The 14,034-nt window shown below is 70.3% G+C and carries 12 protein-coding genes; 9 read left to right on the top strand and 3 right to left on the bottom strand.

The window, feature by feature from the left end:
• Positions 1 to 9: 9 nt before the first annotated feature.
• The 5 genes from JR065_RS21430 (at position 10) to JR065_RS04770 (ending at position 4,871) form a co-directional block, all read left to right on the top strand.
• The gene (locus JR065_RS21430) at positions 10 to 1,263 is read left to right on the top strand and encodes an NAD(P)/FAD-dependent oxidoreductase (protein ID WP_343237245.1); all 1,254 of its coding nucleotides are present in this window, start codon (positions 10 to 12) and stop codon (positions 1,261 to 1,263) included.
• Complete coding sequence (gorA, locus tag JR065_RS04755; protein WP_343237246.1) at positions 1,260 to 2,624, top strand: glutathione-disulfide reductase; 1,365 nt, start codon at positions 1,260 to 1,262, stop codon at positions 2,622 to 2,624. Before JR065_RS21430 ends, gorA begins: the two co-directional genes overlap by 4 nt.
• 238 nt (positions 2,625 to 2,862) lie before the next feature.
• Entirely contained in the window at positions 2,863 to 3,807 is a 945-nt protein-coding gene (locus JR065_RS04760; protein ID WP_206232592.1) for a DMT family transporter, read from the top strand.
• On the top strand, positions 3,804 to 4,169 hold the full coding sequence (locus tag JR065_RS04765; RefSeq protein WP_206232594.1) for an MGMT family protein: 366 nt from the start codon (positions 3,804 to 3,806) through the stop codon (positions 4,167 to 4,169). The genes JR065_RS04760 and JR065_RS04765 overlap by 4 nt, the downstream gene beginning before the upstream one ends.
• Before the next feature lie 39 nt (positions 4,170 to 4,208).
• Positions 4,209 to 4,871: a rhomboid family intramembrane serine protease gene (locus JR065_RS04770; protein ID WP_206232596.1), complete on the top strand. Its 663-nt coding sequence runs from the start codon at positions 4,209 to 4,211 to the stop codon at positions 4,869 to 4,871.
• Positions 4,872 to 5,110: 239 nt separating this feature from the next.
• Here JR065_RS04770 and JR065_RS04775 read toward each other — a convergent pair whose 3' ends face one another.
• Both JR065_RS04775 and JR065_RS04780 read right to left on the bottom strand, forming a co-directional pair.
• On the bottom strand, positions 5,111 to 7,123 hold the full coding sequence (locus JR065_RS04775; protein WP_206232597.1) for a M13 family metallopeptidase: 2,013 nt from the start codon (positions 7,121 to 7,123) through the stop codon (positions 5,111 to 5,113).
• A gap of 325 nt (positions 7,124 to 7,448) precedes the next feature.
• The gene (locus JR065_RS04780) at positions 7,449 to 9,542 is read right to left on the bottom strand and encodes a M13 family metallopeptidase (RefSeq protein WP_206232796.1); all 2,094 of its coding nucleotides are present in this window, start codon (positions 9,540 to 9,542) and stop codon (positions 7,449 to 7,451) included.
• A 205-nt stretch (positions 9,543 to 9,747) separates the two neighbouring features.
• On the opposite strand from JR065_RS04780, the gene JR065_RS04785 reads away from it, so the two are divergent.
• From JR065_RS04785 to JR065_RS04800, 4 genes are all read left to right on the top strand, one after another.
• A complete protein-coding gene (locus tag JR065_RS04785) occupies positions 9,748 to 11,340 on the top strand; it encodes a phytoene desaturase family protein (protein WP_206232598.1) in 1,593 nt (530 codons plus the stop codon).
• A gap of 377 nt (positions 11,341 to 11,717) precedes the next feature.
• Entirely contained in the window at positions 11,718 to 12,569 is an 852-nt protein-coding gene (gene apbC / locus JR065_RS04790; RefSeq protein ID WP_206232599.1) for an iron-sulfur cluster carrier protein ApbC, read from the top strand.
• A 127-nt stretch (positions 12,570 to 12,696) separates the two neighbouring features.
• Positions 12,697 to 13,263: a dCTP deaminase gene (gene dcd, locus JR065_RS04795; RefSeq protein WP_206232601.1), complete on the top strand. Its 567-nt coding sequence runs from the start codon at positions 12,697 to 12,699 to the stop codon at positions 13,261 to 13,263.
• Between the two features lie 33 nt (positions 13,264 to 13,296).
• Positions 13,297 to 13,824: an RDD family protein gene (locus tag JR065_RS04800; RefSeq protein ID WP_206232603.1), complete on the top strand. Its 528-nt coding sequence runs from the start codon at positions 13,297 to 13,299 to the stop codon at positions 13,822 to 13,824.
• Positions 13,825 to 13,860: 36 nt separating this feature from the next.
• On the opposite strand, the gene JR065_RS04805 is transcribed toward JR065_RS04800, so the two are convergent.
• A complete protein-coding gene (locus JR065_RS04805) occupies positions 13,861 to 14,028 on the bottom strand; it encodes a LiaI-LiaF-like domain-containing protein (RefSeq protein ID WP_206232605.1) in 168 nt (55 codons plus the stop codon).
• Positions 14,029 to 14,034: the final 6 nt, after the last annotated feature.

Genomic DNA, 14,034 nt, shown 5'->3' on the forward strand with positions numbered 1-14,034 from the left:
ACTGGCGCGGTGAACACCTCTCCCCAAGACGATGCGCTGATCATCGGCGGCGGCGCGATCGGGCTGGCCACCGCCTTGTCCCTGCTCGATGCCGGCCGCCAGGTGCGGGTGCTGGAAGCGGCGACGGTCGGCGGCGCCACCTCGCACGGCAACTGCGGCACCATCACCCCCAGCCACGCGCCGCCGCTGGCCGCGCCCGGCGTGCCCTGGCGCGCGCTGCGCTGGATGTTGCGGCCGGACGCGCCGCTGTACATCCGGCCGCGCCTGGACCCGGCGCTGTGGCGCTGGCTGCTGCGCTTCGGCGCGCGCTGCAACCGGCGCGACTGGGCCGCCAGCGCGCAGGCGCGCGCGGCCCTGCTCAACGATTCGCGCACGCGGCTGGTCGACTGGATCGGGCGTTACCGGCTGCAGTGCGAGTTCGGCGAGGACGGCCTGGACTACGTGTTCGGCGACCCGCGCAACTTCGAGCGTTACGCGGACGAGTGCGCCGCGCTGGAACGGCTCGGCATCCGTACCCGGGTGATCGACGGGCGCGAGTATCTGCGCCAGCAGCCGGCGTTCCGCGACGGCGTGGTCGGCGCGGTGCATTTCCCGGGCGACGCGCACCTGCGCCCGGACCGCTATGCCGCCGAACTGGCGCGCGCGGTGCGCGAGCGCGGCGGGACGATCGAGGAGCGGTGCCGGGTGCTGGCGCTGGACCCGGGCGCCGACGGCGTGCGCGTGGACACCGAGCGCGGCCCGCGGCGCGGCCGCGAGGCGGTGCTGGCGATGGGGCCGTGGTCGCCGGCGCTCGCGCGCACGCTGGGATTGCGCCTGCCGATCCAGCCCGGCAAGGGCTATTCGATCACCTATACGCGGCCAACGCTGGCGCCGACGCGGCCGGTGGTGCTGAAGGATCCGCAGGTGTGCGTCACCACCTGGGGCAGCGGGTTCCGGCTCGGCAGCACGATGGAGTTCTCCGGCCACGACACGCGCTTGAACCAGACCCGGCTGGCCGCGCTGGAACGCGCCGCGCGGCGCTACCTGCGCGAGCCGGCCGGCCCGCAGCTGCGCGAACGCTGGTACGGATGGCGGCCGATGACCTGGGACGATCTGCCCGCGCTGGGCCGTTCGCCGCGGCATCCTCACGTATGGCTTGCGGCCGGCCATGGCATGCTCGGGATCAGCATGAGCTGTGCGACAGGACAACTGATGGCCGACCTGATCACCGGGCGAGCGCCCGCGATCGATCCAACCCCGTACCGCGTGGAGCGTTTCCAGTGAGCGCGGCGGCGTACGACTACGACCTGCTGGTGCTCGGCGGCGGTTCGGGCGGACTGGCGGCCGCGTTCCGCGCCGCCCACCACGGCGCGCGCGTGGCGATCCTCGAGCCGGGCGAACTCGGCGGCACCTGCGTCAACGTCGGCTGCGTGCCGAAGAAGGCGATGTGGCTGGCGGCGGACCTGGCCGGGCGCGTCAACCTGGCGCGCGATATCGGCTTCGACCTGCCCGAGCCACGGCTGGCGTGGGCCGAACTGGTCACCCACCGGCAGGGCTACATCGCCAACATCCACGCCAGCTACCGCAAGCGCCTGGACAGCGACGGCATCGTGCTGATCCCGCGGCGCGGCCGGCTGCACGATACACATACGGTCGAATGCGACGACGGCGTGCGGGTCAGCGCCGCGCACATCGTCATCGCCACCGGCGCGCATCCGCTGCGGCCGCAGTTCGAAGGCGCCGAGCTGGGCCTGGTGTCGGACGATTTCTTCAACCTGTGTCAGGCGCCGCCGCGGGTGGCGATCGTCGGCGGCGGCTACATCGCGGTGGAGCTGGCCGGCGTGCTGCAGGCGCTTGGCAGCCGCGTGGAGGTGTTCGTGCAGGGCACGCGGCTGCTGGAGCGGTTCGATGCCGAACTGGCCACGCAGCTGGGCGAGAACCTGCGCCACCAGGGCGTGCGCATGCACTTCGGCTATCGCGTGCGCGCGCTGCGCCGCGCCGGGGGCGACGGCGAGCTGCAGCTGCACGATCGCGACGACAACCCCAGCGCCGGCTTCGACCAGGTGTTCTTCGCCGTCGGGCGCCGCCCGAACACCCGCGGCATCGGCCTGGAGGCGCTGGGCGTGGCGCTGGGCGAGAAGGGCGAGGTGCGGGTGGACGACTACCAGAACACCAGCGTGCCCGGCATCTACGCGATCGGCGACGTCGGCGGCAAGGTCGGGCTGACCCCGGTGGCGATCGCCGCCGGGCGGCGCCTGATGGACCGCCTGTTCGGCGGCCAGCCGCATGCGCGGCTGGACTACGACAACGTGCCCAGCGTGGTGTTCTCGCATCCGCCGCTGGGCCAGGTGGGGCTCAGCGAAGAGCAGGCGCGCGAACGCCACGGCGACGCGGTGCGCACCTACTGCAGCAACTTCCGCCCGATGCTGCACGCGCTGGCGGCATCGCCGCAGCGCAGCCTGTTCAAGGTGATCTGCGTGGGCGAGGAGCAGCGCGTGGTCGGCTTCCACCTGCTCGGCGACGGCGCCGACGAGATCCTGCAGGGCTTCGCGGTGGCGCTGAAGCTGGGCGTGACCAAGCGGCAGCTGGAGGACACGGTGGCGATCCATCCGACGTCGGCGGAAGAGGTGGTGTTGATCCGTTGAAGGACTCGGGACTCGGGACTCGGGACTCGGATAAAAAAAAGCCGCGCGATGCGCGGCTTTTTTTATCCGGTAGCGCTGGGCCGCGCAATGGCGAATTCCTGGCGCAGGCTTTTGCCTCTCCGAGTCCCCGGTCCCGAGTCCCGGCCACTTCCTCCCGATGCGGTTGCGTGCCGCCTTAGAATGGCGGCATGGCTTGCTTCCCGTCTCCGTTTCGCCGCATCGCGCGGTTCGTGCCGCGATGAGCGCACCCGATCGCTCGGCGGTATCCGCCGCGCTCGCGCCGGGCGCCTTGCGCCTGGACCTGGCCGGCGTGCTGCTCGCCGCCAGCGGCGCGATCGCGTTCTCCGGCAAGGCGATCATCGTCAAGCTCGGCTATCGCTACGGCGTCGACGCGGTGACGCTGCTGGCGCTGCGCATGCTGGTGGCGCTGCCGTGCTTCCTGGCGATGGGCGTATGGGCCGCGCGGCGCGCGGCGCCGCTGCAGCGCGGCGAGCGCTGGCGGATCTTCGTGCTCGGCGTGCTGGGTTATTACCTGGCCAGCTATCTCGACTTCCTCGGCCTGGCCTACATCACCGCGACGCTGGAGCGGCTGATCCTGTACCTGACCCCGACCCTGGTGCTGCTGATCGGCATGGTCGCGTTCGGCCGCCGCCCACCGCGGCAGCAGTTGTGGGCGCTGGCGCTGAGCTACGTCGGCGTGCTGCTGGCGTTCGGCCACGACCTGCAGGTCGGCGGCGCGCGCACCGCCTGGGGCGGCCTGCTGGTGTTCGGCAGCGCGCTGGCCTACGCGCTGTACCTGGTCGGCAGCGGCCAGCTGGTGGCGCGGGTCGGCGCGGTGCGCCTGACCGCGTACGCGAGCAGCGTGGCCAGCGTGCTGTGCATCGGCCAGTTCCTGCTGCTGCGGCCGCTGCATGCGCTGGCATTGCCGCATGAGGTGTACTGGCTGTCGCTGCTCAACGGCACGCTGTGCACCGCGGTGCCGGTGCTGGCGGTGATGATGGCGGTGCAGCGGATCGGCTCCGGACTGGCCGCGCAGATCGGCATGCTCGGCCCGGTGTCGACCATCGTGCTCAGCGTGTGCCTGCTCGGCGAAGCGATGGGGCCGTGGCAGATCGCCGGTACCGTGCTGGTGCTGATCGGGGTACTGGCGGTGTCGCGGCCGCGCCGGACCGCTACGGCATGAGCGCGCCACGGCCGCCGGCGACCGAAGAAGAGGCCGCTGCCGCCGCGCGGCGCCGCATCCTGGACGCGATCCGCGCGATCCCGCACGGGCAGGTGCGCGGCTACGGCGAGGTCGCCGCGCTGGCCGGCCTGCCCGGGCGCGCGCGGCTGGTGGCGCGCCTGCTCAGCGGCAACGACGACGCGTCGCTGCCCTGGCACCGGGTGCTGCGCAGCGACGGCCGCGTCGCCTTCCCGGAGGGCTCGCGCGGCTACCGCGAACAATGCCAGCGGCTGCGCGCCGAAGGCGTGGCGGTGCAGGGCGGCCGGGTGAAGCGCGGCAAACCGGCGCGCGACCTCGACGCCGCGTTATGGGGACCCGAATAGCGAGCGGCTATGATGGGCGCAGTTGCCACGGATCCGACCATGTTTCCCAGACTCCCGCCCGTCACCAAAGCGCTGCTGATCGCCAACGTCATGTTGTTCCTGCTGCAGCAGCCGTTCCTGCTCGGCAACGAGACGTTCGCGCCGTTCATGCTGTGGCCGATCAGCGATTTCGACGCGTTCTCGCCGGGGCAGAACTTCCAGGTCTGGCAGCTGCTGAGCTACGGCTTCCTGCACGGCGGCTTCTCGCACCTGCTGTTCAACATGCTGGCGCTGTACATGTTCGGCGGCCCGCTGGAACAGACCTGGGGCAACAAGCGCTTCCTGACCTACTACCTGGTCTGCGTGGCCGGCGCCGGCCTGTGCCAGCTGCTGGTGGGCTGGTGGACGGTGTCCAACGGCGGCGAGCCGTACCCGACCCTGGGCGCATCCGGCGGCGTGTTCGGCCTGCTGCTGGCGTTCGGCATGCTGTTCCCGAACCAGCGGGTGATGCTGCTGTTCCCGCCGATCCCGATGAAGGCGCGCACCTTCGTGATCGTGTTCGGCGCGATCGAACTGGTGATGGGATTCACCGGCTGGCAGCCGGGGGTGGCGCATTTCGCGCACCTGGGCGGCATGCTGTTCGGCTGGCTGCTGATCCGCTACTGGCGCGGCCAGCCGCCGTTCGGCAAGCCCAAGCCGCCGCGTCCGCGGATCGTGCGCTGAGGCGAATCCGGCGGCTCGCGCCGCCTGCGGATATCGCGGCGCCTGCAGGCGGCTCCCGCACCTTGCACGACACGTCGCTTGCCGCAATGCGTGAACTGCGAAATGGCTTCAGGCGCGGGATGACCCGGGCCCGGTTCCGGCCGTAGCGCGCAGCACGGTCGCTACGCTATGCCGCACAGCAGGACGGCGCGGTTGCCCGCGCCGTCCTGTCTACCCGTTGCTTGGCCATCGCGCAGCGGTTACGGCCACAGATGGATCTGTTCGGCCTGGCTGCGCACCATCGGCTGTCCGGCCTTGCAGGTGAAGGTGGCGGCGAAGCCGGGCAGGTTGGCCAGCGGCCCGTTGGCGCGCCAGCGGCCGGGCGCACGCACGTCGGCGGTCAGGCGCTGCACCGCTTCGTTCGGCGACAGCTGCTGCGCCCACAGTCCGGCCCAGGCCTTGTAGAAGGCCTGCTTGCCGGCGTCGGTCGCCGCCGGCTGGGCGGCGGCATAGGCCTGCCACGCCAGCTCGACGCTGCCGATGTCGGCCAGGTTCTCGTCCTGGGTCAGCTGGCCGTTGACCTTGGCCGCCTTCACCCCGGGGAAGTCGTAGGCGCCGTACTGCGCGGCCGCGCGCGTGCCGAGCACGGTCCAGGCGCTCTTGTCGGCCGGAGTCCACCAGCTGCGCAGCTGGCCCTGGGCGTCGACCAGGCTGCCCTTGCCGTCGATCGCGCCGGTCAGCTCGTGCGCGACCAGCGCGCCGTACGCGCCGTAGCGCACGGCGTCGTCGCCGCCGGCGGCGAACACCGGCGGCTGCAGCACCGCGGCGGTGACGATCAGGCGGTTCTGCGCGATGTCGTAGGTCAGCGCCGGCTGCTGCGGCAGCACGTCCCAGCGGCGGTCGGCGTTGCCCTTGCCGATGCGCTTCATCTCCTCGCGATGGCGCCAGGTGGAGGCGATCAGCATGTTGCCGCCGAAGCTGCCGCGGCCCATCGGCTGCACGCTGTAGTCCAGGTCGCGGCGCGGCGCGCCGATCTCGATCTTCAGCGCGTTGAGCTTGGCTTGCGCCTCGTTGCGCGCCGGCTCGCTCAGCCACGGGCTGCGCTTGATCGCCGCGACCTGCGCCTCGCGCACCTGGTCGGCGATCACCCCGGCCTGGCGGCGCGTGTCGGCGCTGAGGTAGCGGCCGACGTACTCGCGGCCGAGCATCGGGCCGGCGGCGACGTTGATCGCCTCGAGCACCTGCGCCCAGCGCGGCGCCGGCAGCGTGCGGCCTTCCAGCACGCGGCCGCGGAACTCGAAGCTGGCGTCGCGGAAGCTCTTGGACAGGTACGGCGCCATCGCATCGCCCACGCGCCAGCGCAGGTAGGCCTTCCACTGGTCCGGCTTGATGCTGGAGATCATGCCGTCGAGCTGCTTGAACATCTCCGGGTCGGCCATCGACACCAGGTCGTCGTTGACGCCCTGCGCTTTCAGGAACGCGTCCAGCTGCAGGTTGCGGTACTGCTTGGTCAGGTCCTTGGTGGAGATCGGCGCGTAGTTGTTGAACGGGTTGTTGATGCCGGCCAGCGACTTGGAGCTGCGCGCCAGCGCGGTCTCGATCTGCAGCACCGACTGCGCGTCGGCCTCGAGCTTGGCCGCCGGGGTGCCGGTCAGGGTCAGGATCTGCTTGACGTAGGCGCGGTAGCGGCCCATCAGCGCCACGGTATCGGCGTCGGTGCGGGTGTAGAAGGCCGGGTCGGGCATGCCCATGCCGCCCTGCATGAAGTAGCCGATGTGGCGGTCCAGCGCCTTGAGGTCGACGTCGGCGCCGAAGTTGAACGCCACCGGGATGCCGACCTGGTGCAGCGCGGCGATCGACGCCGGCACGTCCTTGGCCTTCTTGATCGCGTCGATGCGGCTGAGCAGCGGGGCGATCGGGTTGGACCCGTCCTTCTCCACCGCCGCCTCGTCCAGGCCGCTGGCCCAGAAATCGCCCAGCGCCTTCTGCACGTCGTTCTGCGGCGTCTTCATCGACGCGTCGAGCAGGTCGCGCTGCTGTTGCTGCGCGCGCTCGGACAGCTGGCCCAGCGCGGTGACCGCGCCGCTCTGCGGCACCGGATTGCTCTTCAGCCAGTCGGCGTTGGCGTAATCGTAGAAGTCGGAGCAGGCGGTGCTGACCGCGGGCGCCTTGGCGGCGGCGCGCTTCTTCTTGGGCGCGGCATCGACGGATGCGGACAGCAGGGCGATCAGGCTGAAGCCGATGGCGAGGGCTAGCGGACGGGCGTTGGGCATCGGGAGCGAATCCGGAGAGGATTAAAGTCGGCGGAGTTTAACAAGCTGCGGGCCGCCGCTGTGCGGCCGCCACGGCGATTTGCCGGACGTGTCGCCGGTTAAAGGGTTCAGCTGGCCGCGGCGGCGGCCGCAGGGCAGTGCGGACAGGCTGCGATGTCCGCGGCGGCAAGACGCCAAGGAGCCGCGGCGGGTTCGACGGCATGCCGAGGCGCCGCAGCGGCGGTCGCCACCGCTGCGTCTGCCGCGCAATGGCCGGACGCGCGTGCCCAGCAAAGAAAAAGGCCCGGACGAGCCGGGCCTTTTCGCTAGCCGGTGACGATGCCGGTCACCAGATCACCACCTGCTTGTCGCCGGCGCGCACCATCGGCGAACCGGCCTTGCACTGGAACGCCGCGGCGAAGGTCGGCAGGTTGGACGGCGCGCCCATCGCGCGGAACTGCGCCGGGGCGTGCGGATCGGTGGTCAGGCGCACCATCGCGTTCTGCGGGGTGTACTTGGTGCGCCACACGGTGGCCCAGTTGACGAAGAAGTTCTGGTCGCGGGTTAGCCCGCCCACCTTCGGGTCTTCCTTGCCTTCGGTGGCCTTCTTCATCGCGTCGTAGGCGGTGGACAACCCGCCCAGGTCGGCGATGTTCTCGCCCAGGGTCAGCTTGCCGTTGACCGGCTTGCCGTCCACCTTGTACTCGTTGAACTGGTTGATCAGCTTGCCGGTCAGGCCGGTGAAGTTCTTGGCGTCGGCCGGGGTCCACCAGTTCTCGAAGTTGCCGCTGGGCCCGAAGCGCGCGCCCTGGTCGTCGTAGCCATGGGTCATCTCGTGGCCGATCACCGCGCCGATGCCGCCGTAGTTGAACGCGTCGTCGGCGTTGGGATCGAAGAACGGCGGCTGCAGGATCGCGGCCGGGAACACGATCTCGTTCTGCAGCGGGTTGTAGTAGGCGTTGACCGTCTGCGGGGTCATGCCCCACTCGGTCTTGTCCACCGGCTTGCCGATCTTGCTCATGTTGAACTTGTAGTTGAACGCGGTGGCGGCGCGCACGTTGTCCAGGTAGCTGTCGCGCTGCGTGGTCAGGCCGCTGTAGTCGCGCCACTTGTCCGGGTAGCCGATCTTCGGGGTGAAGGTCTCCCACTTGGCGATCGCCTTGGCCTTGGTCTCGTCGCTCATCCAGGTCAGGTTCTGGATGCGCGCCTTGAGCGCCTGGCGCAGGTTGTCCACCAGCTGCTCCATCTTGGCCTTGGCGTCGGGCGAGAACGCCACCTTGACGTACATCTGGCCCATCGCCTCGCCGGCGCCGTCCTCGATGCTGCCGAGCACGCGCTTCCAGCGCGGCTTCATCTCGGCCTGGCCGTTGAGCTCCTTGCCGTAGAACGCGAAGTTCTCCTGCGCGAACGCATCGCTCAGGTACGGCGAGGCGCTGTCGACGGTGTGGAAGCGCAGGTAGGCGCGCCACACCGACGCGTCGGTGTCGCCCAGCGCCTTGCTCACTTCCTGGTGGAACGCCGGGATCGCCAGCGAGAACTTCTCCGGCACCGCCACGCCCTGCGATTCGAAGAACTTGGTCCAGGGGAAGTTCGGGGTCAGCTTGTCGGCCTCGGCCGGGGTGACCGGGTTGTAGAACAGCGACGCGTCGCGCGACATCTCCTCGCTGGACTTGGACACCTTGGCCAGGCGCGTCTCCAGCGCGATCACGTCCTGCGCCTGCTTGGCCGCATCGGCGGCCGGCACGCCGGCCAGCTCCAGCACCTTGGCCACGTGCGCCTGGTAGGCCTGCAGCTTGTCCTTCTTGTCCGCGTCGAAGTAGTAGCCGCGGTCCGGCAGGCCCAGGCCGGCCTGCATCGCGTAGGCCATGTTCATCGTCGAATTCTTGAAATCGGCCTCGGCGCCGAAGCCGAACAGGCTGTTCTCGCCCTTGGCCGCGCTCTGGCGCAGGTACTCGGCGACCGCCGCGGCGTCGTTCAGGCCGTCGATCGCGGCCAGGTCGGCCTTCAGCGGCTCGATGCCCTGCGCGTTGACCTTGGCTTCGTCCATGCCCGAGGCCCAGAAGTCGCCGACGATCTTGTCCACGCCCTGCGCGTTGCCCGCCGCGGCGGCCTGCTCGGCCAGCTGGTGCTGCACGGCGACCGAGCGCTCGTCCAGGATCGAGAACGCGCCCCAGCTGCTGCGGTCCTTCGGGATCTCGTTGGCGGCCAGCCACTTGCCGTTGACGTAGCCGGCGAAGTCGCTGCACGCGTCCTTGCTCGGGTCCAGGTCGTTCGGGCTGAACGCGTTGTAGGCCGGCAGCTTGCTTTCGTCGATCTTCAGCGTGGCGGGCGCCGCGGCCGGGGCGGCGGCCTCGGTCTTGGCGGGGGCCGCCGGTTCGGCGGCGTCAGGCTTGTTGCAGCCGCTCAGCACGGCGGTCACGGCCAGGGTCAACAGCAGCATCTGGGGATTACGGAAGGTCACGATGGATGGGCTCCAAGCCTGCGTAGAAAAGCGGAATGGCCCGGGCGGGCCGTGGCGAGACTCTACGCCGCTGCCGGCGGTTTCAGGGGTGTCGAAGGTAATGGCAGGCGCACGTGGCGGCCGTCGGCGCGGTCGCGGGGGCGGGGATTGCGGCCCGCGCCGGCGGAAATGCTATATACGCCGCATGAAGCGAGCCCACTCCTGCGACGCGCTGATCGTCGGCGGCGGCCACAACGGCCTGGTCTGCGCCGCGTACCTGGCGCGCGCGGGCTGGGCGGTGACCGTGCTGGAGCGCCGCGGCGTGGTCGGCGGCGCCGCGGTGACCGAGGAATTCCACCCGGGCTTCCGCAACTCGGTGGCCTCGTATACGGTGTCGCTGCTGCAACCCAAGGTCATCGCCGACCTGGATCTGGCCGGTCATGGGCTGCGCGTCGTGCCGCGCCGCTGCAACAACTTCGTGCCGCTGCCGGACGACCGCTACCTGCTGGCCGGCGCCGGCATCACCGCCGAGCAGGTGGCCAAGTTCTCGCGACGCGACGCCGCGCGCCTGCCGGCCTACGAGGCGCAGCTGGAGCGCATCGCCGACGTGCTGCGCGCGCTGGCCTTGCGGCCGCCGCCCAACGTCACCGACGGCGGCTGGCGCCAGGCGTTGCCGGAGCTGCTGCGCGCCGGCCGCCTCGGTCGCCGCCTGCACGCGCTCGGTCCCGCGCTGCGCCAGGAACTGCTGGACCTGTTCACGATCTCCGCCGCCGAATACCTGGAGCGCTGGTTCGAGAGCGAGCCGGTCAAGGCCCTGTTCGGTTTCGACGGCATCGTCGGCAACTACGCCAGCCCGTATACGCCGGGCTCGGCCTATGTGCTGTTGCACCATGTGTTCGGCGAGAGCAACGGGGTCAAGGGCGCGTGGGGGCACGCGCTCGGCGGCATGGGCGCGATCACCCAGGCGATGGCCAAGGCGGCGCGCGCGGCCGGCGCGCAGATCCGCACCGATGCGGGCGTGCGCGAGATCCTGGTCGAGGGCGGCCGCGCGGTCGGCGTGGTCACCGAGCACGGCGAACGGCTGTACGCGCGCCGCATCGTCGCCAACGTCAATCCGAAGCTGCTGTACGAACGCCTGCTCGACCCGGCGCACGTGCCCGAGGCCACGCGCCAGCGCATGGCGCACTGGCGCTGCGGATCGGGCACGTTCCGGATGAACGTGGCGCTGTCGCGGCTGCCGGATTTCCGCGCGCTGCCGGGGCAGGGCGACCATCTGACCGCCGGCATCATCCTGGCGCCCAGCCTGGACTACATGGACCGCGCGTATCGCGATGCGCGCGAATCGGGCTGGTCGCGCGAACCGATCGTCGAACTGCTGATCCCCAGCACGCTGGACGATTCGCTGGCGCCGCCCGGCCAGCACGTGGCCAGCCTGTTCTGCCAGCACGTGGCGCCGCAACTGCCGGACGGGCGCAACTGGGACGACCACCGCGACACCGTCGCCGACCTCATGATCGCCACCGTCGAGCGCTACGCGCCGGGCTTCGCCGCCTCGGTGCTCGGGCGGCAGGCGCTGACCCCGCTGGACCTGGAGCGTACCTTCGGCCTGATCGGCGGGGACATCTTCCACGGCGCGCTGAGCCTCAACCAGCTGTTCAGCGCCCGTCCGATGCTCGGCCAGGCCGCGTACCGCGGCGCCATTCCCGGCCTGTACCTGTGCGGCTCGGGCACCCACCCCGGCGGCGGGGTGACCGGCGCGCCGGGGCATAATGCGGCGATGGCGTTGCTGGCGAGCTGACGCGCGATAGGGGCCTCGGCGTGTCTGGGCCTAGAAACGGCGTTCGACCGCGAGCGTCCTGCCGGCCGTCTGTCGCACGCGACCAAAGGCCCGTACGACACTGCGGAGGCACGCAATGTCCGGGTGTAGTGCGTTCGTTTGACTGGCGGCGAAATCATGTGTCCGCGCACGAACTGCCACGCTCGCCCTGCAACAGCGGCCGCAGCAAGTAAAATGGCGGCCATCCAGGCTGCGCCCGGCTGCCCCCCTTTCATCGGGTGCGCAGGGCGCCGGCGGATTCCTCAACTCCATCGAGCGACAGATGACCAAGTATTCGGCGTTCAATTCGCCATCGCGCAGGGCTTCGGCAACGCGATGCGTGGCCCAGCGGCAAGCCCATGAGTGACGTGCAGCGGGTCGCAGCGCGCGCGGTACAGGGCAGCCTCAGCCCGCATCCGCGCATCCGCAACGTCATCGCCGTCGGCTCCGGCAAGGGCGGGGTGGGCAAGTCGACCACCGCGGTCAATCTGGCCCTGGCGCTGCAGCGCCAGGGCGCGCGGGTCGGGGTGCTGGACGCGGACGTCTACGGTCCCAGCATCCCGGCGATGCTGGGGCTGAGCGGGCGTCCGGACAGCCCGGACAACAAGTCGATCGAGCCGATGCGCGCGTTCGGCATCGAGGCGATGTCGATCGGGCTGCTGGTGGACCAGGACACGCCGATGATCTGGCGCGGGCCGATGGCGACCTCGGCGCTGACCCAGCTGTTCACCGACACGCTGTGGGACGACCTGGACTACCTGCTGATCGACCTGCCGCCGGGTACCGGCGACATCCAGCTGACCCTGGCGCAGAAGATCCCGGTGGCCGGCGCGGTGATCGTCACCACGCCGCAGGACATCGCCACGCTGGACGCGAAGAAGGCGCTGAAGATGTTCGAGAAGGTCGAAGTGCCGGTGCTGGGCATCGTCGAGAACATGGCGCTGCATACCTGTTCGAACTGCGGTCAGGTCGAGCACCTGTTCGGCGAGGGCGGCGGGCAGCGCATGGCCCAGCAGTACGGCGTGCCGCTGCTCGGTTCGCTGCCGCTGCATATCGCCATCCGCGAGCAGGGCGATGCCGGTACCCCGATCGTGGCCGCCGCGCCGGACTCGGCCGCCGCGCACGCCTACCTGGCCACGGCGCTGCGCCTGGCCGAGGCGCTGGGCAAGCGGCCGCGCGCGGCGATCCCGATTTCCGCCTCGCTGCTGTGAGCCGCGCCGCGGCCGCCGCAGGCCGCCGCGACCGGCTAGAATCGCCGTCCTTGGCGGCCGCGTCCTGCGCGCCGGCCGCCTCCCGGGCGGTCCGTCGTGGCCGCCGCCACAGGCATCAGGAATACGCATGAGCATCAAGAGCGACCGCTGGATCCGCCGCATGTCCGAGCAGCACAGCATGATCGAGCCCTACGAACCGGGCCAGGTGAAGCAGGTCAACGGCGAGCGCATCGTCAGCTACGGCACTTCCAGCTACGGCTACGACGTGCGCTGTTCGCGCGAGTTCAAGGTGTTCACCAACATCAACTCGACCATCGTCGACCCCAAGCACTTCGACAACGGCAGCTTCGTCGACATCGAGTCTGACGTGTGCATCATCCCGCCCAACAGCTTCGCCCTGGCGCGCACCGTGGAGTACTTCCGCATCCCGCGCAGCACCCTGGTGGTGTGCCTGGGCAAGAGCACCTACGCGCGCTGCGGCATCATCGTCAACGTGACCCCGCTGGAGCCGGAGTGGGAGGGCCACGTGACCCTGGAATTCAGCAACACCACGCCGTTGCCGGCGCGCATTTACGCCAACGAGGGCGTGGCGCAGATGCTGTTCTTCGAGTCCGACGAGATCTGCGAGACCAGCTACAAGGACCGCGGCGGCAAGTACCAGGGCCAGACCGGCGTCACCCTGCCCAAGACCTGATCCCACCACCACCATCCCTCAAGGAGTGAGTCCATGAACGAGCAGAATCCCTACCAAGTCCCGGAAGCGCCGCTGCAGCCGTTGCCGGCCGCCGGGCCGGCCGATGCGCAGTTGGCCGGGCGCGGCGAACGTTTCGCCGCCTCGCTGATCGACGGCGTGATCTCGTTGCTGATCTTCCTGCCGCTGGCGTTCGCCACCGGCTACTTCAGCCGGATCATGGAGACCGCCCGAAGCGGCGAGGCGATGCCGTTCCTGGTCACCGCCGGCTACGGCGGGCTGGCGTTCGTGGTGTTCATGGCGGTGCAGGCCTACCCGCTGGCCAAGACCGGGCAGACCTGGGGCAAGAAGCTGCTGTCGATCCGCATCGTCGACCTGGACGGCGCGCAGCCGCCGCTGTGGCGCCTGATCGCGCTGCGCTACCTGCCGACCCAGGCGCTGGCGCTGGTGCCGATCGTCGGCAACTTCTATGCGATCGTCGATGCATTGTTCATCTTCCGCCAGGACAAGCGCTGCCTGCACGATCTGATCGCCGGCACCCAGGTGGTCAACGTACGCCGCTGAGCCGGGCCGCCGCCGACGCGGCGGCGCGCGGCGGTACTACTTGCCGCGCCCGAACAGCATGCCGATGCCGACCGCGACCAGGATCGCAGGCCACCAGGTGGCGATCAGGCGGCCCAGGCTGAGGTTGGTCCAGCCAAGGTTGTTGGCCAGGAACACCAGGCCGATCACGATCAGCACGATGGCGGCGATCAGGTTGGATTTCATCGAAGG

Source organism: Xanthomonas sp. (genome assembly GCF_017163755.1).
Taxonomy (GTDB): Bacteria; Pseudomonadota; Gammaproteobacteria; order Xanthomonadales; family Xanthomonadaceae; genus Xanthomonas_A.